The organism is Streptomyces sp. RK9, assembly GCF_045070545.1.
Lineage (GTDB): Bacteria > Actinomycetota > Actinomycetes > Streptomycetales > Streptomycetaceae > Streptomyces > Streptomyces alboflavus.
In genome coordinates this window covers 1,241,713-1,266,820 of sequence record NZ_CP173703.1, presented here as the reverse complement: position 1 = coordinate 1,266,820, position 25,108 = coordinate 1,241,713, and the positions used below count along the sequence as shown (strand labels likewise).

6 protein-coding genes are annotated in these 25,108 nt (G+C 73.2%); 3 read left to right on the top strand and 3 right to left on the bottom strand.

Going from position 1 to position 25,108, the window contains the following annotated elements:
- Positions 1–785 precede the first annotated feature (785 nt).
- On the top strand, positions 786–3,656 hold the full coding sequence (locus AB6L24_RS05005; protein WP_405652514.1) for an AAA family ATPase: 2,871 nt from the start codon (positions 786–788) through the stop codon (positions 3,654–3,656).
- A 174-nt stretch (positions 3,657–3,830) separates the two neighbouring features.
- Here AB6L24_RS05005 and AB6L24_RS05000 read toward each other — a convergent pair whose 3' ends face one another.
- Entirely contained in the window at positions 3,831–4,496 is a 666-nt protein-coding gene (locus tag AB6L24_RS05000; RefSeq protein ID WP_405652512.1) for a hypothetical protein, read from the bottom strand.
- 591 nt (positions 4,497–5,087) lie between these two features.
- On the opposite strand from AB6L24_RS05000, the gene AB6L24_RS04995 reads away from it, so the two are divergent.
- Positions 5,088–6,716, top strand: a complete 1,629-nt coding sequence (locus tag AB6L24_RS04995) for a flavin monoamine oxidase family protein (RefSeq protein WP_405652510.1) — start codon at positions 5,088–5,090, stop codon at positions 6,714–6,716.
- 94 nt (positions 6,717–6,810) lie between these two features.
- Here the strand turns inward: AB6L24_RS04995 and AB6L24_RS04990 are convergent, their stop codons facing one another.
- A complete protein-coding gene (locus AB6L24_RS04990; RefSeq protein ID WP_405652508.1) occupies positions 6,811–7,608 on the bottom strand; it encodes an ABC transporter permease in 798 nt (265 codons plus the stop codon).
- Positions 7,605–8,552: an ABC transporter ATP-binding protein gene (locus AB6L24_RS04985; RefSeq protein WP_380855426.1), complete on the bottom strand. Its 948-nt coding sequence runs from the start codon at positions 8,550–8,552 to the stop codon at positions 7,605–7,607. The genes AB6L24_RS04990 and AB6L24_RS04985 overlap by 4 nt, the downstream gene beginning before the upstream one ends.
- A gap of 372 nt (positions 8,553–8,924) precedes the next feature.
- On the opposite strand from AB6L24_RS04985, the gene AB6L24_RS04980 reads away from it, so the two are divergent.
- The gene (locus AB6L24_RS04980; RefSeq protein WP_405652505.1) at positions 8,925–25,103 is read left to right on the top strand and encodes a type I polyketide synthase; all 16,179 of its coding nucleotides are present in this window, start codon (positions 8,925–8,927) and stop codon (positions 25,101–25,103) included.
- Positions 25,104–25,108: the final 5 nt, after the last annotated feature.

The window sequence follows — 25,108 nt, the reverse complement described above, 5'->3', positions numbered from 1 at the left end:
CATCTGGCAGCGCCGACAGGTATGGACCGGGTGTGCACCAGCGGTTCCGGTTGCACAAGCGGTGTGCAGCTCCGTAAGGCGCCTGAACGCCATGGACTTCCTTGGTGAATTTTGCCGTCAAATTGCCTTTGGATTGTCTTCAGAGGACCGTTACGGAGTCTCCGCGAGGGACTTTCCCGGACACGAACGCCTAACGCATCCTTAACGGCCGTGGCCGGGGGAGGGGAGCCCGCGGGCGCGCCGGGAGGTCAACGGCGGTTGCGCCGCGAGGCGTTGGGTGTGCCACGCGAGGGCGGTATGAGCCCCTCCGCTTGGCAGTCGGGGGTACTGGACCGGCGTGGAGCGGGTACGAGGCGTCTGGCGGTCGCTTCCGCGGGCGTGCGCGTGGCCAGGGATGTTTCCGGACAGTGTGGCTGGATGATCACTGTGTCGTTGGTCTCGTGGCCGGTTCTTCTTCTCCTTTCTTTCAATTGGAATTCAAAGTTCCGTATGTGCGGGCGGCCTCGGCGTGGTCCAATACCACACCCAGGGCCGGAGTGGGGAGGGCTGAACGTTGCGAGTCGTGGTGGATTTGGGGGGTGGGCTCACTTCTTTCGGGGCTACCTCGTCGTCAAGTTTCAGTCATAGTTGTGTTGTTGACTGAGTGCTGCCAGAAGCACGGGAGAGATATCTGGAATATGCCCTGGTATCCTGCGAAGCGGTTCCAGTCGATACTTGAGAGTGCGTTATGCAAATAAGGCACCAGTGCACTTTGCGATAATTTCTTACGGGGAGGAAACCGCACAATGAGCCTGGTCGAGCGAGTCGATGAATGGGCTCTCTTGGAGGAGGTTCTGGCGAACAGCGCGGAGGGGCCTTCCCGTGTTGTTGTGGTGAGAGGGCCGGTGGCCACCGGCAAGAGCGAGTTGCTGAACGGCGTCGCCGACCAGGCCGAGGCCCGAGGCCTCACGGTCCTGAGGGCGACGGGTTTACGAGCGGAGCGCAGGACCCCCATGGCCGTTTTCGGCCAACTGCTCCTGAACGCGGGCCGGGCCGAGGGGCCGCGGGACCTGCCGGAGCGGGACGGCCCGGCCCGGCCCGAGCAGGGGGAACAGCGAGAGATCAGCGCGGCGCGCGTGGAGCAGCTGCTCGACGACGCGAGGTTCACCGCCATGCTGCGCGACCCCGACTACGAACGCGAGGAGCACGTCCGCGCCCACGTCATGCGGTCGCTGACCGCGGCCCTGCACGCCTCGGCCGGGGGCAGGCCGCTGGCGATCCTCGTCGACGACGTCCAGTACGCCGACATCCCGTCCCTGCAGTGCCTGCAGCACGCCATGCGGGAACTGCGGGCCAAGCCCCTGGTGATCGTGCTCGGCCTGCGCGCCGGACCGCGCGCCGAACGCCCCATGTTCAGCGCCGAACTGCTGCGCCACCCCCGGCTGACCCAGCTGCGCCTCGCCACCCTCGGCGAGCGGGCGACGGCCGAGATGCTGCGCGAGCACCTGGACGAGGCCACCGCGCGCCGCCTCGCCCCCGAAGTCCACCGCGTCAGCGGCGGCAACCCCCTGCTGATCCGGGCTCTGACCCACGACATCCTCGCCCACCGACCCCCCACCGACCCCTCCCTGCCCGCCCTGCACGCCCTCACCGTCGGCGACGCCTACCGCCAGTCCGTGCTCAGCTGCCTGCACCGGGGCGAGGACTCCGTGCTCGCCGTCGCCCGGGGCCTGGCGATCCTGGACGACGCCGCGTCCGACACGATCCTCGCCGGACTGCTCGAACTCGACCACGAGACCGTCACGCTCAGCCGCCGCTCCCTGGAGTCGGCCGGCCTCGCCGAGGCGGGAACGTTTCGGCATCCGCTCGCGAGAACCGCCGTCCTCGACGACCTGACCCGCGACGACCGGATCGATCTGCACCGCCGCGCCGCCGACCTGCTGCGCCGCGGCGGCGCCGAACCGCCCGTCGTCGCCCGGCACATCGTCGCCGCCGGCGAGGTCGCCGACGAGGAGTCCCTCGACGTGCTGTGGGAGACGGCCACCCGCGCCCGCCGCGACGAGGACGTCTCCCTCGCCATCGCCTGCCTCCAGCTCGCCGACCAGGCCTGCCCGCGCGGCGCCCGGCGCAGCGAGATCCTGGCCGAACTGACGCGCTGCGTCTGGCGGGTGCGCCCGTCCACCGTCGGCCCCCATCTGCGCGCGCTGCGCTCCGCGTTCGACGAGGGCTGGCTCACCGAGCAGGCCGTGCCCGCGCTCCTCGCGGGCCTGCTCTGGCAGGGCCGGTTCGACGAGGCCGCCGAGATCGCCCGCAAGTGCCAGGGTGCGTACGAAGGGACGTCCGCCGTCTCGGCGTACCTCGGCGCCGGTGCCGTACGCACCACCTACCCGGCCCTGCGCGAACGCGTCGGCCCCGACAACTGGCCCGCCCCGCACGGCAACGCGGACGCCGTGACCGGACGCGGCAGCGACCCCCGCAGCCGGGCGGGCGCCGCCCTGAACACGGTGCTCACCCGCGGCGTCGACCCGCACGCCGCCGACCTCGCCGAGGCCGTGCTGCAGGGCACCCCGCTGAACGACGCCAACCTGGAGGCGCTCACCTGCTCGCTCAACGTCCTCATCTACTCCGACCGGCTCACGCGCGCCGCGCACTGGTGCGACGCGCTCCTTCGCGAGGCCACCAAGCTCGGCGGCCCGGGCTGGCAGGCACCCCTCTCCGCGGTCCGGGCGAAGATCGCACTGCGCCAGGGCAACGCCGGGGACGCCGTGCGCTACGCCGTCAACGCGCTCGCGTGGATGACACCGCTCGGCTGGGGCGTCGGCATCGGCTCGGTCCTCGCCACCCTGGTGTCCGCGCACACCGCGATGGGGCAGTACGACCAGGCCATGACCTATCTCGACCACCATGTCCCGGACGGCCTGCCGGAGACGCGCTACGGCCTGGAGCTGATCCACGCCCGCGGACAGCTGTACGCGGCCACCGGCCGGGTCCGGCCCGCCCTCGACGACTTCCTCACCTGCGGGGAGCTGATGACGCGCTGGGGCATCGACCAGCCCGCGCTCATCCCGTGGCGGTCCGCCGCCGCGGAGATGCACCTGCGCACCGGCGGGGAGGCGGAGGCCGACCGGCTCGTCAAGGAGCAGTTGTCCAAGTGCGGCCCGGGACAGTCGCGCACCCGCGCGCTGACCCTGCGGGTGCTCGCCGAGGTCGCCGGACTGCGGCGCCACCACCACGCGCTGCACGAGGCGATCGAGGAACTGGAGGAGTGCGAGGACCGGCTCGAACTGGTGCGGGTCCTCGGGGCGCTCAGCCGCTCCCACCACGCCCTGGGCGAGTTGGGCCAGGCGCGCATGATGGCGCGGCGGGCCTGGCGGATCGCGCGCGACGCCCAGGCCGAGGCGCTGTGCGAGCAGCTGCTGCCGTACGGCGACGGCGAGGTCACCGCGGTCGAGCGGCCGGCGGGCAACGGCGAGAGCTGCCCCTCGGAGGAACTGACCGACGCGGAACGGCGCGTGGCCTCACTGGCGTCCTTCGGGCACAGCAACCGGGAGATAGCACGGAAACTGTTCATCACGGTCAGCACGGTCGAGCAGCATCTGACGCGGGTCTACCGGAAGTTGAACGTGTCCCGCCGCAAGGATCTGCCGCACGACCTGCTCGCCGACACGGCGTGCTGAAGAGGCGACCGATCACGGTCCGGCACGGGATGACAACGTTGTGCTGATGGTTCTCCACGGTCAACGATCCGCTGGGGAAACGGAGTTGAGTGTCCGATGACCTGGGGAGGCGTGGAGAACCGGAAGGAGGGGCGGCCGCCCGGAGCGTGACCGGCGGCGCCCTGCCGGATGCGGTCAGTGAGCGGCCGACCGGCAGTCGAGGCACATCTCGCCGTCGTGGACCGCGAAGGCGCGGTCCGCCACGGCGTGGGCGATCTGCCAGGAGCGGGTGGAGAACACCACGGTCCCGGTGGACGCCGTGTAGCGGCTCAGGACCCGACAGATGATCTTCTCCGACGTGCTGTCCACCTCGTCCAGGAGATGACACAGCAACAACAACTTCGGTACGTGCAACAGCGCGCACCCCAGGGCGGTGCGCGAGCGCTGCCCCGGGGAGAGCCCGGACACGGGCACCCGCTCGACGGCCCGCAGCCCGAGGACGTCCGTTAAGTCCGCCGTGCGCTGCGTGGCCGTCTCCGCGGAGAGCCCCTTGTGTCTGCCCGCGGCCACCAGCGCTTCGTGGACCATCACCTCGGGCAGCGGCATGCCCACGGACACGACACCGACGAGCCGTCGTACGGCCGTCGGATCGGCGCGCGGGTCGAGGCCGTGGACCGACACGGCACGGCCGGGTCTGTCGTCGCACAGCAGCCGCGCGAGGAAGCGGTCCGCCGAATCGTCGTCGGAGACCGCGGCCACGCAGCTGTGCGGCTCGATCCGCAGGACGCGCTCCCGGCCCCCCGAACCGCTCGCGCACGCCCCCGATCCGCCGTCCGCCGCGTGCCGTACCTCCAGGGCCATGGGTTCCGGCCGGGCTCCGCCGGGCGTACCGCCCGGCCGGTGATCATGCACCGCGAACCTTCGGCCGTCCGACCCTCGATGCATGAAGCCTCTCCTTCATTGCGAATGTTGCACAGTTGGGTACGCGGGGACTGTGTGGGGGTGCGTGGTGCGGACACCATAGATCATTCCAAGGCGTCTCCTGACTTTCGTACAGTCTTCAGGATCGAGGCCTGGCTACTAAAGTACTCATTGCGTGTCGCGTGTCTTTTTCGGCCCCGTCGTCGCGGTGGCCATGGTGCCCCTGGGGCGCCGGGTGCGTGAACGTAGGAGGCGTAAGGGGACGTTGAGGGGTTTCTCCGCCCCCGTACGCCGTCGTCATAATCAAGGGCACCGTCAGACGCGCCGTGTATCGGAGGCGATTCGCGAGCCCGACGGCCCCGTGGGGCAAGGCTCGGCCGCGTACGTCGCAGACCGTTCTCCTGCTGCCGCAGCCCGGCTCACCGCGGCCGTCTGAACGTACCGCCGGGCCGGCCTCCACCACGGTCAGAGGAGTATCCGTTGGTTGCCCTCAACGGCAGTTCGCGTCCCGGCGCGGCAGAATCCATTACCATGCTGGGCCCGGACTTTCCCTTCGCCTACGACGAATGGCTGTCCAGCGCCCACGGCCTCGGTGAAATACCGGAAGCGGAGTTCGGGACACCGGTTGCGGTGATCGGGGCCGGGATATCGGGCCTCGTCGCCGCCTATGAGCTGCTCCGCCTGGGGCTGCGGCCCGTGGTGTACGAAACGGGGCAGATGGGCGGCCGCATGCGCTCCGCTGCCTTCGACAGCCACCCCGACGCCGTGGCCGAGCTCGGCGCCATGCGCTTCCCCGCGTCGGCGCTCGCCCTGCGCCACTACCTGGACCTGGTCGGCCTTCAGACCCGGCCCTTCCCCAACCCGCTGACCGCCGCGAGCGGCAGCACCGTCGTCGCCCTGGGCGGCGACCGGCACTACGCCCGGCGGGCCACCGAACTCCCCGACATCTACCAGGAAGTCGGCATGGCCTGGGACAAGACGCTCCAGGAGCACGCCGAGCTGTTCGCCATGGACGACGCGATCCGCCGCCGGGACACCGCCGCCATCAAGGCCATCTGGAACCCGCTGGTGCGCGCCCTGGACGACCAGTCCTTCTACGGCTTCATCGCGAACTCGCCGTCCTTCCAGTCCTTCAAGTACCGGGAGATCTTCGGCCAGGTCGGCTTCGGCGCCGGCGGCTGGGACACCGACTTCCCCAACTCGATGCTGGAGATCCTGCGGGTCGTCTACACCGGCGCCGAGGACGACCACCGGCTCGTCGTCGGCGGCTCCCAGCAACTGCCCCTGCGCCTGTGGTCGCACGCCCCCGACGACGCGGCCCACTGGCCCGCGGGCACGTCCCTGGAGTCCCTGCACCGCGGCGGCCCCCGCGGCGGCGTCGCCCGCATCGAGCGCACCTCGCGCGGCATCACCGTGCACGAGCACGGCGGCGGCTCCCGGGCCTTCCCCGCGGCCGTCTTCACCCCGCACAAGCGGACCCTGGTCACCAACGTCCGCTGCGACCAGGCGCTCCTGCCCACGTCCGTGTGGACGGCCGTGGAGCGCAGCCATTACATGGGCTCCTCCAAGCTGTTCGTGCTCGTGGACCGCCCGTTCTGGCGCGAACGCGACCCGCGCACCGGCCGGGACGTGATGAGCACGACCCTCACCGACCGGATGCCGCGCGGCGTCTACCTCTTCGACGAGGGCCCCGACCGCCCCGGCGTGATGTGCCTGTCGTACACCTGGAACGACGACTCCCTGAAGATGGCGCCGCTGACCCCCGAGGAGCGCCTGGACGGCGTCCTCGACGTGCTCGCCGACATCTACCCCGGCGTCGACATCCGCTCCCGCGTCATCGCGCCTCCGCGCACGGTGACCTGGGAGACCGACCCGCACTTCCAGGGCGCCTTCAAGGCCAACCTGCCGGGCCACTACCGCTACCAGCGGCGCCTCTTCACCCACTTCATGCAGCAGGAGCTGACGCCACGTCAGCGCGGCTTCTTCCTCGCCGGCGACGACGTCTCCTGGACGGCGGGCTTCGCCGAGGGCGCCGTGACGACGGGCCTCAACGCGGTCTGGGGCGTGCAGCGCCATCTCGGCGGCGCCACCATGCCGTTGAACCCCGGACCCGGTGACCTGTTCGCGGAGCTGGCGCCGGTCGACCTGCCCGAGGACTGACCGGGCGACGACCGAACGGAAGGGCCCCGGAGCGCTAGCGCTCCGGGGCCCTTCCGTTCGGTCGTCCTTCTCGTGTCCGCCCTTACGTCTTCCCTTATGTCTGTGCGCGCTTGAGGAACCCGCGGATGCCGATGGACGCGAACAGCGTGATCGACCCGACGAGCACGATCAGCGTGATCGGCAGCGGTACGTGCTCCACGTTCGGGGACGTCACGGCCCGCATGCCCTCACTGGCGTACGACAGCGGATTGGCGCCGCAGATCACCTGGAACCAGCGCACCTCGTCCAGGGCGACCAGCGGGAACTGCGTGGAGCCCGTGAACAGCAGCGGCATCAGGACCAGCGTGAACATCACGTCCACCTTGTCGCTGCTCACCGACGTGCCGAGGCACAGCCCGATGGAGGCACCCGCGAGCGCGCCGAGCCCGGCGATCCCGAGCGCGGGGACGGTCTTGCTGATCGGCCACGACAGATCGAGCAGGACCATGCCGACGGGCGTCATCATCAGCGACGCCACGAACCCGTACAGCGCGCCGAACAGAATCTTCTCGACGGCCACCAGGCTCAGCGAGATCGGCGAAAGAAGCCGGTCCTCGATCTCGCGCGTGTACGAGAAGTCCACGACGAGCGGCAGCGCCGTGTTCTGCATGCCGCCGAGGAATCCGTTCAGGGCGAGGACACCGGGCAGAAGCACGGCGCTGTAGTCGCCGTCCACATAGCCCGCGTCGCTCAGCAGCACACCGAACACGAAGAGTGTGAAGAACGGCTGGATGATGGCCTGGCCGATGAACGTGGGGAACTGGCGCAGGGCGACAAACACGTCGCGCCACATGATGGCGCCGAACGTGTGCAACTGCCGCGAGGCCGGTGCGGCCGTGGCCGACGTAGTCATCGCAGATTCTTTCCGGTGAGGTGGAGAAAGACGTCTTCCAGGGACACCTTTCCGACGCCGACGTCCGTCACCCGGAAGTCCGAGCCGGTCAGCGCCGCGAGCGCCGGCTGGAGCGCCGCCACCGGCTCGGTGTCCGTATAGATGCGGAACCGGAAACCGCCGTCCGCGGGCGGGTTCTCCGGGTCCACCTCGTCGACCTGACGCACCCCGGGCAGGTCGGAGAGGAGCTTCACCACGGGCGCGGGCCCCTGCGGCGACTCCACCGTCAGGGCGAGCGTCGAGTGCGCGGGCAACAGCTTGCCGAGGCCGTCCGGGGTGTCGAGGGCGAGCAGGGTGCCGCGGTCGACGATGCCGACGCGGTCGCACAGCTTGGCGGCCTCGTCCATGTCGTGGGTGGTGACGACCACCGTCACGCCGCGCTCGGCGAGTTCGGCGACCCGCTCGTGCACGAACAGGCGCGCCTGCGGGTCGAGTCCGGTCGCGGGCTCGTCGAGGAACAGCACGTTCGGGCGGTGGATCAGGGCGCGGGCGATCATCACGCGCTGCACCTGCCCGCCGGACATGTCGTCGACCTTGGACTTGCGGTAGTCCGACAGGCCCATCTGGTCGAGGAGTTCATCGGCGCGCTGCCGTCTCTCGGCCCGCGGGATGCCGTGGTACGTGGCATGGAACAGCAGGTTCTGCCGCACCGAGAGCGACCGGTCGAGGTTGTTGCGCTGCGGCACCACCGCGAGCACGCGTTTCGCCTCTCTCGGCCGCGCGACCACGTCGACACCGTCGATCACGACGCTGCCCGAGGTCGGCCGCACCCGGGTGGTCATCATCCCCACCGTGGTGCTTTTCCCCGCGCCATTGGGGCCGAGCAGTCCGAACACCTCGCCCCGATACACATCGAAGCTCAGGCCGTCGACCACGCGGCGTGCGTTGGACGCGTACTGTTTCACCAGATTCTCAACCCGGACAGCGTTTTCCACGATCCTGACCCTAGGGCCGGGCGTGAATCCCGAACACCCCTATATCCGCCCGGTATCCCGACGACATAGGGGCTGCTTAGGGGTAGGGGCGACGAAGGCCGCGCTGTTAGCCTGCACAGGTATTGTGGGCAAATCTGTCTGAAGTCGGTTCGAGAACACCGGTGTTCCTGGTGAAACCAGGGATCCGTGCGGCCGCAGGAATCCACAGCGTATCCGGGAATCGTCGAGGATTCCCGGTCCGCGGATTCCGCGGGCCCGTCGCGCCGTCGATTCAGAGGATTTCCCGGAGTGCAGTCAGGGATTTGTTGAAAGCCATCATGGCCGGTGCTACGGAGTGGAACAATGAGCGACTTCGAGGAATTCGCAGCCCATTCTCACCCGGAGGCCCGGCCTCACCCGGAAACCCCTTCCCAGTCGGAAGGTCCGCTGGAGGACCAGCCGGAAGAACTGCGCGCCACCCTCGACGGCCGTCCGCGCGCCGAACAGGAACGGCGGCTGCGTGCCGTGGTCGCCGAGCAGGTCGCCGCGGTCCTCGGCGGTGCGGACGGCACCCGCACGCCCGGCGACCTCTCCCGCCCCTTCCTCGACCTCGGCCTCGACTCCCTGACCGCCGTGGAGCTGCACCGCCGACTCCAGCGGGCCACCGGCCTCAAGCTGCCCGTCACCGCCGTCTTCGACTACCCGAGCGCCGACTCCCTCGCCCGCCATCTGCGCGCCGAGCTCTTCGACAGCGCCGACGCGGGCTACGTGCCCGCCGCCGCCCGCCGCGCCGACGACGAGCCCATCGCCATCGTCGCCATGAGCTGCCGGCTGCCGGGCGGCGTGGAGACCCCCGACGAGCTGTGGCAGCTGGTCGCCGACGGCACCGACGCCATCTCCGGCTTCCCGGCCGACCGTGGCTGGGACCTCGACGCCCTGTACGACACGGACCCCGACCGGCCCGGCACCAGCTACGTCCGCGAGGGCGGCTTCCTGCACGACGCGGGCGAGTTCGACGCGGACTTCTTCGGCCTCTCGCCCCGCGAGGCCCTCGCGACCGACCCGCAGCAGCGCCTCCTCCTGGAGACGTCCTGGGAGGCGCTGGAGCGCGCGGGCATCGACCCCGCCGCCCTGCGCGACTCCGGCACCGGCGTCTTCGTCGGCGCCGAGACCCAGGAGTACGGCCCCCGCCTCAGCGACGCGGGCGACGGCCTGGAGGGCTACCTCGTCACGGGCACCGCCGCGAGCGTCGCCTCCGGCCGCATCGCCTACACCCTCGGCCTGCAGGGCCCGACCATGACGGTCGACACGGCCTGCTCGTCGTCCCTCGTCGCCCTGCACCTGGCCGTGCAGGCGCTGCGGCAGGGCGAGTGCGCCCTCGCCCTCGCGGGCGGCGTCGTCGTCATGGCCTCACCTGGCTCCTTCCTCGCCTTCAGCCGTCAGCGCGGCCTCGCTCCCGACGGCCGCTGCAAGCCGTTCGCGCAGTCCGCGGACGGCACGGCGTGGGGCGAGGGCGTCGGCATGCTCGTCCTGGAGCGCCTGTCCGACGCGCGCCGCAACGGCCACAAGGTCCTCGCGGTCGTACGGGGCTCGGCCGTGAACCAGGACGGCGCGAGCAACGGCCTCACCGCCCCCAATGGTCCCGCTCAGCAGCGCGTCATCCGCGCCGCCCTCGCCGACGCGGGCCTGACCCCCGCCGACGTCGACGCGGTCGAGGCGCACGGCACCGGCACGACCCTCGGCGACCCCATCGAGGCGCAGGCCCTCATCGCCACCTACGGCAAGGACCGCCCCGAGGGCCCCGAGGGCCGGGAACCGCTGTGGCTGGGCTCGCTGAAGTCCAACGTGGGCCACACCCAGGCCGCCGCGGGCGTCGCCGGTGTCATCAAGATGGTCCAGGCGATCGACCGCGGCCTGCTCCCGAAGACCCTGAACGTCGACGAGCCGAGCACGCACGTCGACTGGTCCGCGGGGGCCGTGGAACTCCTGACCGAGGCACGGGCCTGGCCCGAGCGGGCCGACGGGGCGCCCCGTCGCGCGGGCGTGTCGTCGTTCGGGATGAGCGGGACGAACGCGCACCTCATTGTGGAGCAGGCGCCGGTGGAGGAGTCGGCGGAGGCTTCGGCGGGCGAGCCGGCGGGGGCTCCGGTCGAGGTTCCTGTGGGGGAGGAGCTGTCGGCGGGGGAGTCCGCGGGCGCGCCGCAGGGTGAGTCCGTCGTGGACGCCGCGCCCGCTCTCGTACCCGATGACGTGTTCGCGGCCGACAGCGACAGCGACGGCGACACCGATGTCGCGCCTGCGGCCCCCGGCGTCGTCCCTGGCCTCGTCCCCGTCTCCCTCTCGGCGAAGACCGAGCCCGCCCTGCGGGCGCAGGCCGCCCGGCTGCGCACGCATCTACTGGCGCGGCCCGGTCTCGAACTGGACGACGTCGTCTGGTCGTTGGCGGTGGCACGGTCGCGGTTCGAGCACCGGGGTGTCGTCCTCGGCGGCGACCGGGAGGAGGTGCTGGCCGGGCTCGACGCGCTGGCGCAGGGCGACACGACCGCCCGGAACGTGGTCGCGGGCCGGGCGCAGGGCGGCACGGTCCGGCCGGTGTTCGTGTTCCCGGGGCAGGGCTCGCAGTGGGCCGGTATGGCGCGTGAACTCCTCGACCTCAGCCCGGTGTTCGCCGACCGCATGGGGGAGTGCGCCGACGCGCTCGGCCCGTTCGTGGACTGGGACCTGTTCGAGGAGCTGAGCGGGGACCACTTCGACCGGGTGGACGTGGTCCAGCCGGTCCTGTTCGCCGTGATGGTGTCCCTCGCGGCCGTGTGGCGGGCCGCGGGTGTCGAGCCCGCCGCCGTCGTCGGGCACAGCCAGGGCGAGATCGCCGCCGCGTGCGTCGCGGGCGCGCTGTCCCTGGAGGACGCGGCCTGGGTGGTCGCGCTGCGCAGCCAGGCCATCCTCGAACTCTCCGGCCTCGGCGGCATGGTCTCCGTGCCCCTGCCCGAACAGCAGGTCCGCGCCATGCTCGCCCCGTGGGGCGACGACCTGTCCGTGGCCGCCGTCAACGGCCCCTCGCACGTGGTGGTCTCCGGCACCACGGGGGCCCTGGAGGAACTGGTCGCGAGCTGCCTGGCCCGCGACATCCGCGCCCGCACCATCCCCGTCGACTACGCCTCCCACTCCGCCCACGTCGAAGCCATCGAGGAGCACCTCGCACGGGTCCTCGCGCCCGTCGCGCCCCGCTCGCCCGACGTACCGCTGTACTCCACGCTCACCGGTGACTGGCTGACCGACGACACCCTCATGGACGCGGACTACTGGTACCGCAACCTGCGCCACACCGTCCTCTTCGAGCACGCCACGCGCGGACTCCTCGCCGAGGGCCACACCCTGTTCCTGGAGATGAGCCCGCACCCGGTCCTCACCGTCCCGGTCCAGGCCGTCATCGACGCCGCCGACACCCCGGCCGCCACCCTCGGGTCGCTGCGCCGCGACGAGGGCGGCGCGGACCGCCTGTTCGCGTCCGTCGCCGAGGCCCACGCCCTCGGCGCCGAGCTGGACTGGCACGCCCTGCTGCCCGGCGAGCACACCGTCGTCGACCTGCCCACGTACCCCTTCCAGCGCCGCCACTACTGGCTGACCGAGGAGCGCGCGCCCGGCGCCACGGCGCCAGCCGCCCCGGACGAGGCCGAGGCCCGGTTCTGGGAGGCCGTCGAGCGCGAGGACGTCGACCAGCTCACGTCCACGCTCGGGGACGTCGCCGAGGGCGCGCTCAGCGAGGTCCTGCCCGGCCTGTCCGCGTGGCGCCGCGGGCGCCGCGAGCGTGCCGTCATCGACAGCTGGCGCTACCGGATCGCCTGGCAGCCCCTGCCCGCCGGCCGGCTGCCCTCGCCACGCCTCTCCGGGCGCTGGCTGGTCGTCCTGCCCGAGAGCGCGGCGGACCACCCGTGGGCGACCGGGGTCGTCGAGGCCCTGGCACGCTCCGGGGCGGAGCCGGTCGAGCTGCGCGTCGCGGCGGGCGAGGCGACGCGGGAGCTGCTCGCCGAGCGGCTGCGGGGGGCGGCCGGGGGCGGTGCGGCCGCCGGGGTCGCCGCTGCGGGGCGCGGTGGTTCCGCGTCCGGCGGGGGTACGCGGCGCGAGGGCGCCGAAGCCGCTGAGGTGGGCGCCGACTGTGCTGGGGTGACCTCCGGCGGAGTGGAGCTGAGCGCCGACGGTGTCGAGGCGACCGGCGTCAGCGCCGAGCTGAGCGCCGACTGTGCTGGGGTGACCTCCGACGGAGTGGAGCTGAGCGCCGACGGTGTCGAGGCGACCGGCGTCAGCGCCGAGCTGAGCGCCGACTGTGCTGGGGTGACCTCCGACGGAGTGGAGCTGAGCGCCGACGGAGTCGAGGCGGCCCGCGTCAGCGCTGAGCCGAGCGCCGACAGCACCGAGCCGACCTCCGCCAGCGCCGAGCCGAGCGCCGACGCGGATGCGGACGCCACCGGGCCGTACCCCGGCGCACCCCTCGACAGCCCCACCCCCACCACCCCCCTCACCGGAGTCCTCTCCCTCCTCGGCCTCGACGAGTCCCCCCTCGCCGGGCACGACGCCGTGCCCGCCGGGCTCGCCGCCACCCTGGCGCTCCTCCAGGCCCTCGGTGACACCGGCACCGAGGCCCGCCTGTGGGCCCTCACCGAGGGCGCCGTCTCCACGGGCCGCAGCGACCGCCTCGACCACCCCGCGCAGGCCCACCTGTGGGGACTCGGCAGGACCGCCGCGCTCGAACACCCCGACCGCTGGGGCGGACTCGTCGACGTACCCCGCTCCTGTGACACCCGGGCCGGTGCCCGCCTCGCCGCGATCCTCACCGCGGCCGCCGACGGGCCCCGCGCGGAAGCCCCCGGCACCGCCGTGGAGGACCAGCTCGCGGTGCGCGGCTCGGGCGTCTTCGTGCGCCGCCTCCTCCGCGGCGAGGCGGCGGGCGCCGACCTGACCCGCGACACCCCGTGGGCGCCCCGCGGCACCGTCCTGGTCACGGGCGGCACGGGCGCGCTCGGCGGGCACGTCGCCCGCTGGCTCGCCGGTGCGGGCGCCGACCACCTGATCCTCACGAGCAGGCGAGGCCTCGACGCGCCCGGCGCGGCCGAACTCCGCGCCGAGCTGGAGGAGTCGGGCGTACGCGTGACCGTGGCGGCCTGCGACGCGGCCGACCGGGACGCGCTCGCGCGGGTCCTGGCCGCGATTCCCGCCGACGCGCCCCTCACGGCCGTCGTGCACACGGCCGGAGTCCTGGACGACGGGACCGTCGACGGCCTCACCCCCGGACGCCTCGACGGCGTGCTGCGCCCCAAGTCCCCGGCGGCCGCCCACCTGCACGACCTCACCCGGGACCTGGACCTGGACGCGTTCGTCCTGTACTCGTCGGCGTCCGGCGCCCTCGGCAACGCGGGCCAGGCGAACTACGCCGCCGCCAACGCCTACTTGGACGCCCTCGCCGAACAGCGCCGCGCCGACGGCCTGCCCGCGACCTCCGTCGCGTGGGGCACATGGGACGGTGCCGGGCTCGCCGACACCGCCGTGCGCGCCGAGCGGACCCGGCGCGACGGCATGCCGCCGATGCCGCCCGAGCGTGCCGTCGCCGCCCTGCGGGACGCCGTCGGACGCGGCGACGCCAGTGTCGTCATCGCCGCCGTCGACTGGGACACCTTCCTGCCCGGCTTCGTCGCGGCCCGCCCCAACCCCCTCTTCGCCGCGATCCCCGAGGTACGGGAGCGGACCGCCGCCCCGGCGGACGACGCCCCCGACACCAGCGGCCACACCGTCACAGGACCCGACTGGATACGCCGGCTCGCCCCCCTTCCCGCGGCGGAGCGCGACGCGGCCCTCGTCACCTTCGTCCGCGCCCAGGCAGCCGCTGTGCTCGGGCACTCCGCACCCGAGGCCATCGACCCGGGCCGCGCCTTCCGCGAGCTGGGCTTCGACTCCCTCACCGCCGTGGAACTGCGCAACCGCGTCCAGGCGGCCACGGGCCTGCGCCTGCCCGCCTCCCTCGTCTTCGACTACCCCAACTCCCTCGTACTCGCCGCCTACGTGGCCGAGGAGACCTTCGGGCCCGAGACCGCCGGGACCGCCACGGAGTCCCGCACCACCTCCGCCGACACCACCTCCACCTCCACGGACAGCGACCCCATCGCCATCGTGGCGATGAGCTGCCGCTTCCCCGGCGGTGTGCGCGGCCCCGAGGACCTGTGGCGCCTGGTCGCCGAGGGCCGCGACGCCATGGGCGAGTTCCCGGGTGACCGCGGCTGGGACCTCGCCGACCTCTACGACCCGGACCCGGACCGCGCGGGCAAGACGTACGTCCGCGAGGGCGGATTCCTTTCCGAAGCGGGCGAGTTCGACGCGGACTTCTTCGGCATCTCGCCGCGCGAGGCCCTCGCCATGGACCCGCAGCAGCGTCATCTCCTGGAAACCTCCTGGGAGTTGTTCGAGCGCGCGGGCATCGACCCGACGACCCTGCGCGGCACCCGTGCGGGCGTCTTCGTCGGCTCCAACGGCGACGACTACCTCCCCCGCATGGCCGCCGTCCCCCAGGACATCGAGAGCCACGTCCTCACCGGCAACGCGGTCAGCGTCATGTCCGGCCGCCTCTCCTACGCCTTCGGCCTCGAAGGCCCGGCGGTGACGGTCGACACGGCCTGCTCGGCGTCCCTCGTCGCCCTGCATCTCGCGGCGCAGGCGCTGCGGCAGGGCGAGTGCGACATGGCGCTGGCGGGCGGCGTCACCGTCATGTCGTCCCCCGACACCTTCGTGCAGTTCAGCCGCCAGCGCGGTCTCGCCACGGACGGCCGCTGCAAGGCGTTCGCGGAGGCGGCGGACGGCACGGGCTGGGGCGAGGGCGTGGGCCTGCTCCTCCTGGAGCGCCTTTCGGACGCCCGCCGCAACGGGCACGAAGTGCTGGCCGTCGTGCGTGGCTCGGCCGTGAACCAGGACGGTGCCAGCAACGGCCTGACCGCTCCGAACGGGCCTTCCCAACAGCGCGTCATCCGGGCCGCGTTGGAGAGCGCCGGTCTCTCGGCCGGTGACGTCGACGCCGTGGAGGCCCACGGCACGGGCACGACGCTCGGTGACCCGATCGAGGCCCAGGCGCTGCTGGCCACGTACGGGCAGACGCGGCCGGAGGGCCCGGACGGGCGCGAGCCGCTGTGGCTCGGCTCCGTCAAGTCCAACATCGGGCACACCCAGGCAGCCGCCGGTGTCGCGGGCGTCATCAAGATGGTCATGGCGATGCGGGAAGGCGTCCTGCCTCCGACCCTGCACGTGGACGAGCCCAGCTCCCACGTGGACTGGGAGGCGGGCGCGGTCGAGCTGTTGACGGAGGCCCGGGAGTGGCCGGGCCGTGAAGGCGGCGCGCCGCGTCGCGCGGGCGTGTCGTCGTTCGGCGTGAGCGGGACGAACGCCCACGTGATCGTGGAGCAGGCCCAGGAGGCCGAGCCCGCCCGGGCGGCCGAGCCCGTCGGTGGCACGCCGCCCGCCGTGGCCGTGGTGCCGTGGGTGGTGTCGGCGCGCGGCGCGGAGGCGCTGCGGGCACAGGCGGAGACCCTGCGCGAGCACGTGGCGGGGCGCGAGGACCTCGACGCCGTCGGCGTGGGCTGGTCCCTGCTCTCGGGCCGCGCCCTGCACGAGCACCGTGCGGTTGTCTTCGGGCGGGAGCGGGAGGAGTTCCTGGCCGGCCTCGGCGCGGTCGCCTCCGGTGGTCCCGGGGTCGTGACCGGCGCGGTCGTCGAGGGCCGTCTCGGGGTCGTGTTCACCGGACAGGGCAGCCAACGCATCGGCATGGGCAGGGAGTTGTACGAGGCGTTCCCGGTGTTCGCCGACGCCCTGGACGAGGTGTGCGCGCACCTGGACGGGCTGCTCGAGCGTCCGCTGAAGGACGTCATGTTCGGCACGGACGCGGAGGCCCTGGCGCAGACGGGGTACGCGCAGCCCGCGCTGTTCGCTGTGGAGGTGGCGCTGTTCCGGCTGGCCGAGTCCTTCGGGGTGCGGCCGGAGGTCGTGGGCGGGCACTCCATCGGCGAGTTGACGGCCGCGTACATCGCGGGGCTCTGGACCCTCGAAGATGCGGCGCAACTGGTGGCGGCGCGTGGCCGGTTGATGCAGTCGCTCCCGGAGGGCGGCGCGATGCTGGCCGTGCAGGCCTCCGAGGCCGACGTGCTGCCGCTCCTTGAGGGCTTGTCGGAGAGGGTGGGCGTCGCGGCGGTGAACGGGCCGTCGCAGGTGGTCCTTTCCGGTGACCGCACGGTCCTGGAGGGCCTGGAGGAGAAGCTGCGCGGTGAGGGCCGCAAGGTCCGCCGGCTGAAGGTCTCCCACGCCTTCCACTCGCCCCTCATGGACCCGATCCTGGACGACTTCCGCACAGTCGCGCAGGGGTTGACGTACCAGGACCTGAAGCTGCCGGTCATCTCGAACGTGACCGGTGAAGCGGCGGAGCCCGCGCTCCTCGCGGACCCGGAGTACTGGGTGCGGCACGTCCGCGAGGCCGTCCGCTTCCACGACGGGCTCGGCGCGCTCACCGCGCAGGGCGTGACGACCGTCCTCGAGCTGGGCCCGGACTCGGTGCTCACGGCCATGGCGCACGACACCGTCACCGACCCGGCCGCACAGGCGGGGCTCGTCGCGGCAGTGCGCAAGGACCGCCCCGAACCGGCCACCTTCCTCGCCGCCCTCGCCCAACTGCACGCGCGCGGCGCCGACGTCGACTGGACACCGCTGTACGCCCCGGTGGAGACCCGCCGCCGCGTCGACCTGCCCACGTACGCCTTCCAGCGCGACCACTACTGGCTCGACCTGTCCGCGTCCGCCGCGGCCGGCGCCCGTGGCGGCGACCTGGGCGTCGACGAGGTGGAGGCACGCTTCTGGGAGGCCGTGGAGCGCGGCGACCTGGAGTCGCTGAGCGCCGAGCTGGGCGCGGACGGCGCGGCCGACGGTGTGGCCGCGCTGGGCGAGGCGCTTTTGGTGCTCTCGTCCTGGCGGCGGCAGCGCCGCGAGGCGTCCACGGTCGGCCGGTGGCTCTACCAGGAGTCGTGGAAGCCGCTGACCGGCCTCGCCCCGGCGGCCTTCGACGGTACGTGGTGGGTGGTCGCCCCGGCGGACGACGACGCGTACCCATGGATCGACGCCGCCACCGCGGGCCTTGAGTCCCGGGGCGCGCAGGTGACCCGGATCGCGGTCCGCGCCGACGAGACCCGCCGCGACGTCCTCGCCGCCAAGCTCCGTGAACTCCTCGACGAGCAAGCCAAGTCGGGCACCGGCCGCCCCCAGGGCGTGCTGTCCCTGCTGGCCCTCGACGGATCCGCGGGCTCGGCGCACCCGACCGTCACCGTCGGCCTCGAAGGCGTGCTCGCGCTCCTCCAGGCCCTCGGCGACATCGACGTGGCCGCACCCCTGTGGGCCGCCACCAGCGGCGCCGTGAGCACCGGCCGCTCGGACCGTCCGACCTCTCCCGCACAGGCCCCCGTGTGGGGCATGGGCCGAGTCGCCGCCCTGGAACAGCCCCAGCTCTGGGGCGGCCTCGTCGACCTGCCCGAACACGCCGACGAGCGGTCCCGGCTGCGGCTCGCCGACGCCCTCGCCGCCGCATCGGCCTCCGGTGAGGACCAGGTGGCGGTGCGCGGCTCCGGCGTCTTCGCGCGCAGGCTGGTGCGGGTGCCCTCGGGCGCTGCCGCGCTCGGCGAGGCGCCGACGGGGGAGTGGTCGGCCGACGGCGGCACGGTGCTCGTGACCGGTGGTACGGGTGCGCTGGGCGGTCATGTGGCGCGGTGGGCGGTGCGTGCGGGTGCCGGGCATGTGGTGCTGACGAGCCGTCGTGGTCTTGAAGCGCCGGGTGCGCCGGAACTGCGTGCGGAATTGCAGGAGTTGGGCGTACGGGTGACGGTCGCCGCGTGTGACGCGGCGGACCGGGAGGCGCTGGCGCGGGTCCTGAGCGATATCCCGGAGGACATGCCGTTGACGGGTGTGTTCCACACGGCGGGTGTCCTGGACGACGGTGTCCTCGACAGCCTCACCGCTGACCGGTTCGCCACCGTGTTCCGCCCCAAGGCCCAAGCAGCCCTGAACCTGCACGAGTTGACGTGCGACGACGACCGGCTGACGGCGTTCGTGCTGTTCTCGTCCGTCGCGGGCTCCATGGGCATCGGCGGCCAGGGCAACTACGCCGCGGCGAACGCCTTCCTGGACGCCTTCGCCCACCACCGCAGGTCGCACGGCCTGCCCGCGCTGTCCCTCGCGTGGGGCCCGTGGGCAGGCGGCGGCATGGCCGTCGACGGCGGCGTCGTGGAGCAGCGCGTACGGGACAGCGGCATGCCCGCGATGGACCCGGACCTGGCCGTCGCCGCGATGGCCGCCGCCCTCGCGGCACGAGCCGACACGCACACGGGGACGAGCCCCGCGGCGGTCACGCTCGCCGACGTCGACTGGGACGTCTGCGCGCCCACCTACGCCCTGGCGCGCCCCAACCACCTGTTCGACCAGCTCACGCGGCCCGACAGCCCGCCCGAGCCCTCGACGGCAGGTGCCCCGGGCGCCACCGCGACCACCCCCTCCGCCACCCTCGCGGAACGCCTCGCCGCGCTCCCGGCCGCGGAACGGGACCGGGAGCTCCTGGACCTCGTACGCGACCGCGTGGCGACCGTCCTCGGCTACCCCGCGACCAAGACCGTCGACGCCACCCGCCCCTTCAAGGACCTCGGCTTCGACTCGCTGACCGCCGTCGAACTGCGCAACCTCGTCGGCGCGGCCGGCGGACTCCACCTCCCGGCGACACTGATCTTCGACCACCCCACCCCCGAGGCCCTCGCCGCGCACCTGCGCGACGAACTCCTCGGCGACCTCGCGCCGCACGGTGACGGCACCCCGGCGCCCAGCACGGCCCGGGCGGGCGCGGTGGACGGCGACCCCATCGCGATCGTCGCGATGAGCTGCCGCTTCCCCGGCGGCGTACGGTCACCCGAAGACCTGTGGCGGCTCCTCAGCGACGGCAGGGACGCCATCGGCGACATGCCGGACGACCGCGGCTGGAACGTCGACACGCTGTACCACCCGGACCCCGACCACGCCGGGACGAGCTACGTCCGCGAGGGCGGATTCCTCCACGACATGGCCGACTTCGACGCGGACTTCTTCGGGATCTCCCCGCGCGAGGCCCTCGCCATGGACCCGCAGCAGCGGCTTCTCCTGGAGACCGCGTGGGAGGCCTTCGAGCGTGCGGGCATCGACCCGGCGACCCTGCGCGGCAGCCGCACCGGCGTCTTCTCCGGCACCAACGGCCAGGACTACGAAGACGTCCTGCGCACGGCCCCCGACCGCGGCGAGGGCTACCTCGGCACAGGCAACGCGGCCAGCGTCGTCTCGGGCCGCCTGTCGTACGCGTTCGGCCTGGAGGGCCCCGCGGTCACCGTCGACACGGCCTGCTCGTCCTCCCTGGTCGCGCTGCACCTGGCCGCGCAGGCGCTGCGGCAGGGCGAGTGCGACATGGCGCTGGCGGGCGGCGTGACGGTCATGTCGACGCCGGACACCTTCGTGGAGTTCAGCCGTCAGCGCGGTCTCGCCACGGACGGCCGCTGCAAGGCGTTCGCGGAGGCGGCGGACGGCACGGGCTGGGGCGAGGGTGTGGGCCTGCTCCTCCTGGAGCGGCTGTCCGACGCGCGCCGCAACGGGCACGAGGTGCTGGCCGTCGTGCGTGGCTCGGCCGTGAACCAGGACGGGGCGAGCAACGGCCTGACGGCTCCGAACGGGCCCTCCCAACAGCGCGTCATCCGGGCCGCGTTGGAGAACGCCGGTCTCTCGGCCGGTGACGTCGACGCCGTCGAGGCGCACGGCACGGGCACGACGCTGGGCGACCCGATCGAGGCGCAGGCCCTGCTCGCCACGTACGGCAAGGAGCGGTCGGCCGACCGGCCCCTGTGGCTCGGTTCCATCAAGTCCAACATCGGGCACACCCAGGCAGCCGCCGGTGTCGCGGGCGTCATCAAGATGGTCTTGGCGATGCAGGAGGGCGTGCTTCCGCAGACCCTGCACGTGGACGCGCCGAGCTCCCATGTGGACTGGTCGGCGGGCGCCGTCGAGCTGTTGACGGAGTCCCGGGAGTGGGCCGAGCGGGACGGCGGCGCGCCGCGTCGCGCGGGTGTGTCGTCGTTCGGCGTGAGCGGGACGAACGCCCACGTGATCGTGGAGCAGGCCCACGCGGTCGAGCGCGCCGACGCGGCTGCTCCGGCGGCGGCGCCGACGCACGCCCTGCCCTGGCTGGTGTCGGGCCGCAGCGCGGACGCCCTGCGCACCCAGGCCGAGCGGCTGCGGGACCACGTGTCCGGGCGCGAGGGCCTTGAGGCTGTCGGCGTGGGCTGGTCGCTGCTCTCGGGGCGTGCGGTGCACGAGCACCGTGCGGTCGTGTTCGGGCGGGAGCGGGAGGAGTTCCTGGCCGGCCTCGGCGCGGTGGCCTCGGGTGGTCCGGGGGTCGTGACCGGCGCGGTCGTCGAGGGGCGCCTCGGTGTCGTGTTCACCGGGCAGGGAAGCCAACGGGTCGGCATGGGGCGTGAGGTGTACGAGGCGTTCCCTGTCTTCGCGGATGCGCTGGACGAGGTGTGCGCGCACCTGGACGGGTTGTTGGACCGCCCATTGAAGGACGTCATGTTCGGCACGGACGCGGAGGCCCTGGCGCAGACGGGGTACGCGCAGCCCGCGCTGTTCGCTGTGGAGGTGGCGCTGTTCCGGCTGGCCGAGTCCTTCGGGGTGCGGCCGGAGGTCGTGGGCGGGCACTCCATCGGTGAGCTGGCCGCCGCGTACGTGGCTGGACTGTGGTCGTTGGAGGATGCCGCCCAACTGGTCGCCGCGCGCGGTCGGTTGATGCAGTCGCTGCCCGAGGGCGGCGCGATGCTGGCCGTGCAGGCCTCCGAGGCCGACGTGCTGCCGCTCCTTGAGGGCTTGTCGGAGAGGGTGGGCGTCGCGGCGGTGAACGGGCCGTCGCAGGTGGTCCTTTCCGGTGACCGCACGGTCCTGGAGGGCTTGGAGGAGAAACTGCGGGGCGAGGGCCGCAAGGTCCGCTGGCTGAAGGTCTCCCACGCCTTCCACTCGCCCCTCATGGACCCGATCCTGGACGACTTCCGCAAGGTCGCCGAGGGCCTGACATACCGGGAACTCTCCCTGCCGGTGCTCTCGAACGTGACCGGGGAGCTGGCGGAGCCCGCGCTCCTCGCGGACCCGGAGTACTGGGTGCGGCACGTCCGCGAGGCGGTCCGCTTCCACGACGGGCTCGGCGCGCTCACCGCGCAGGGAGTCTCCACACTCCTGGAGCTTGGCCCGGACTCGGTCCTGACGGCGATGGCGCACGACACGATCACCGACCCGGACGCACAAGCGGGCCTGATCGCGGCCGTCCGCAAGGACCGCCCCGAGCCGGACACGTTCCTGACGGCGCTGGCCCACCTGCACGTGCGCGGAGTCGAGGTCGACTGGGCGCCCCTGTACGCCCCGGTCGAGTCGCGGCGCCGCGTCGACCTGCCCACGTACGCCTTCCAGGGGCGGCGCTACTGGCCGCGTGCGGCCGTGCGCGGCGCGGGCGACGTGTCGGCCACGGGACTGGTGTCGGCCGAACACCCGTTGCTGGGGGCCGCGGTTCCGCTGGTGGACTCCGGTGGCCATCTGCTGGCGGGCCGCCTTTCGGTGGCCACGCATCCGTGGCTGGCGGATCACGCCGTGGGCGGGCGGGTGCTGCTGCCCGGGACCGCCTTCGTGGAGCTGGCCGTGCGGGCCGGTGACGAGGTGGGCTGCGGGACGCTGGAGGAGCTGACGCTGGCGGCTCCGCTGGTCCTCGCGGAGCGCGGCGCCGTTCAGGTGCAGGTCAGTGTCGGCGCGGTGGACGAGGACGGGCGTGCCCCGGTGAGCGTCCACTCGCGCGACGAGGCCGACCCCGAGGGCCCGTGGACCCGGCACGCGGCCGGATTCCTGTCCGCAGAGGCCGACGGGGAGGAGCCCGAGGGCCTGGCCGAGTGGCCGCCGCGCGACGCGCAGCCGATCGACGACGCGGCCGGGCTCTACGACCGCCTCGCCGAGACGGGCTACGGCTACGGCCCGGTGTTCCAGGGGCTGCGCGCGGCCTGGCGGCGCGGCGACGAGGTGTTCGCCGAGGTCGCCCTGCCCGAGGAGTCGGACGCCGAGGCCTTCACCCTGCACCCGGCCCTCCTGGACGCCGCGCTGCACGCCACCCTGCTGCTGCCCACGGCGCAGGACGGCGACGACGAACGCCAGGGCCTCGGTCTTCCCTTCGCCTGGAGCGGCGTACGTCTGCACCAGGCGGGCGCCGCCACGGTCCGCGTACGCCTGCGCGGCGCCGGAGCCGACGCCGTGACGCTGACGCTCGCCGACCAGGCCGGACAGGTGGTCGCCACCGTCGACTCGCTGGTGTCGCGCCCGGTCTCCGACGAGCAACTGCGTGGCGGACGCGCCGTCGGGGACTCGCTGTTCCACGTCGAGTGGAAGCGGCAGGCCGAGACCACGGCCGCCGCGGAAGTGCCGTCGGCGTTCCTCGGGGACACGGCGGCGGTGCCCGGCGCGCGGGTCTTCGCGGATCTCGCCGCCCTGGGCACGGCACTCGGGGCGGGAGAGGAGCTTCCCGCGGCGGTGCTGTGGCACGCGGGCGGTACGCCGACCGGGGGTGCCGGGCTCGCAGCGCCCAAGGCCGTCTCCGCGACGCTGGCCGACGCCCTCGCCGTGGTGCGGGGCTGGCTCGCCGACGAGCGGTTCGAGGACGCGCGGCTCGTCGTCGTGACGCGCGGAGCAGTGCCCGCCGGGGGCACCGACGCGGACGTCGACCCTGCGGGGGCGGCGATCTGGGGCCTCGTGCGGTCGGCTCAGGTGGAACATCCGGGGAGGTTCGTCCTCGTGGACGCGACCATCGACGCGGGCACGGACTCGGACGCGCATGCGGGTGCGGACGGCGGTGTCCTCACGGGCGCCGGTCCGGTGACCGCCGCGACGCTGGCCGCCGTCCTCGCTTCGGGTGAGCCCGAGGTGGCGGTGCGGGACGGCGGGGTGTGGGTGCCACGACTGGCCCGGGTCGCCGCAGCGCCCGGGGAAGCAGTTGTGCCGGACGCAGAGGTGGCCTCCCCGTTCGGCGCGGGCACCGTCCTCGTCACCGGAGCCTTCGGCGGCCTGGGGCGTGTCGTGACGCGGCACCTGGCCGAGCACCACGGCGTACGGGATCTGCTCCTGGTCTCCCGCAGGGGCGCCGCGGCCCCCGGCGCCGACGAACTGTGCGCGGAACTGGCGGAGACGGGCGCGCGGGTCACCGTGGCCGCGTGCGACGTGGCCGACCGGGCGGCACTGGGCGCCCTCCTCGCGGAGGCGGGCGGCGGTCTTTCGGCGGTCGTGCACGTCGCGGGCGTACTGGACGACGGCGTCGTCACGTCCCTGACGCCGGAGCGCCTGGACACGGTCCTGCGCCCGAAGGTGGACGCGGCCCTCAACCTGCACGAGCTGACGGCCGGCCTGGACCTGTCGGCGTTCGTCCTGTTCTCCTCCGCCGCGGGCGTGCTCGGCAGCCCGGGCCAGGGGAACTACGCGGCCGCCAACAGCGTCCTGGACGCCCTCGCGGTCCTGCGCCGCAGCCAGGGCCTCCCGGCGGTCTCCCTCGCCTGGGGCCTGTGGGCGCAGGAGAGCGACATGACGGGCAAGCTGGCCGGGGCGGACCTGGGACGCATGGCACGGGGCGGCGTGGCCGCGCTGACCACGGAGGAGGGCCTCACCCTCCTCGACACCGCCGTGACCCTGACCTCCGCCTCACCGGCCCCCGCCACGCCGCGTGACCCCGCCGTCCCCGCGGTCCTCGTACCGCTGCGCCTGGACACCGCGTCCCTGCGGGCCTCCGCCGGACCCGACGGCGTCCAGCCCGTGTTCGCGGACCTGGTGCCCGCGCAGCCCCGCCGCGTCGACAGGGCGCTCGCGCGCTCCGGGAACCCGGCCGAGCCGAACGGCACCGGGCCCGCCCTCGTCCGGGAATTGGCGGGACTTTCCCCCGAGGAGCGGGAACGGGCCCTGCTCGACGCCGTGCGGGGTAATGTGGCGACGGTGCTCGGGCATTCCGGGCCCGAGGCAATAGGGGCTACCCGTGGATTCCTGGAATTGGGCGTCGACTCGCTCACCGCGGTGGAACTCCGGAATCGGCTGAACTCCCTTTCAGGACTGCGCCTGCCCGCAACGCTGATCTTCGACTACCCGTCGCCCGCGGCACTCGCCTCCTATCTGGACGAGAGCCTGCCGAGCGGCACGGAGCCGGCCGACGCGGTCGCGGGCGCACGGCCGGGCGGAGTGATCGCCGAGCTGGCCGGTCTGGAAGCGGCGCTGGCCGGGGGCGTCCTGGCCGGGGACGAGCGGACCGCCGTGCGTGGCAGGCTGCGGGCGCTGCTCGGCAGGCTCGACGACGCCGAGCCGGGCGGGACCGCGGGTCCTGACATCGCGGACCAGCTCGAGGACGCCGACGACGATGACATGTTTGACTTCATCGACAACGAACTCGGCGTCTCCTGAAAGTA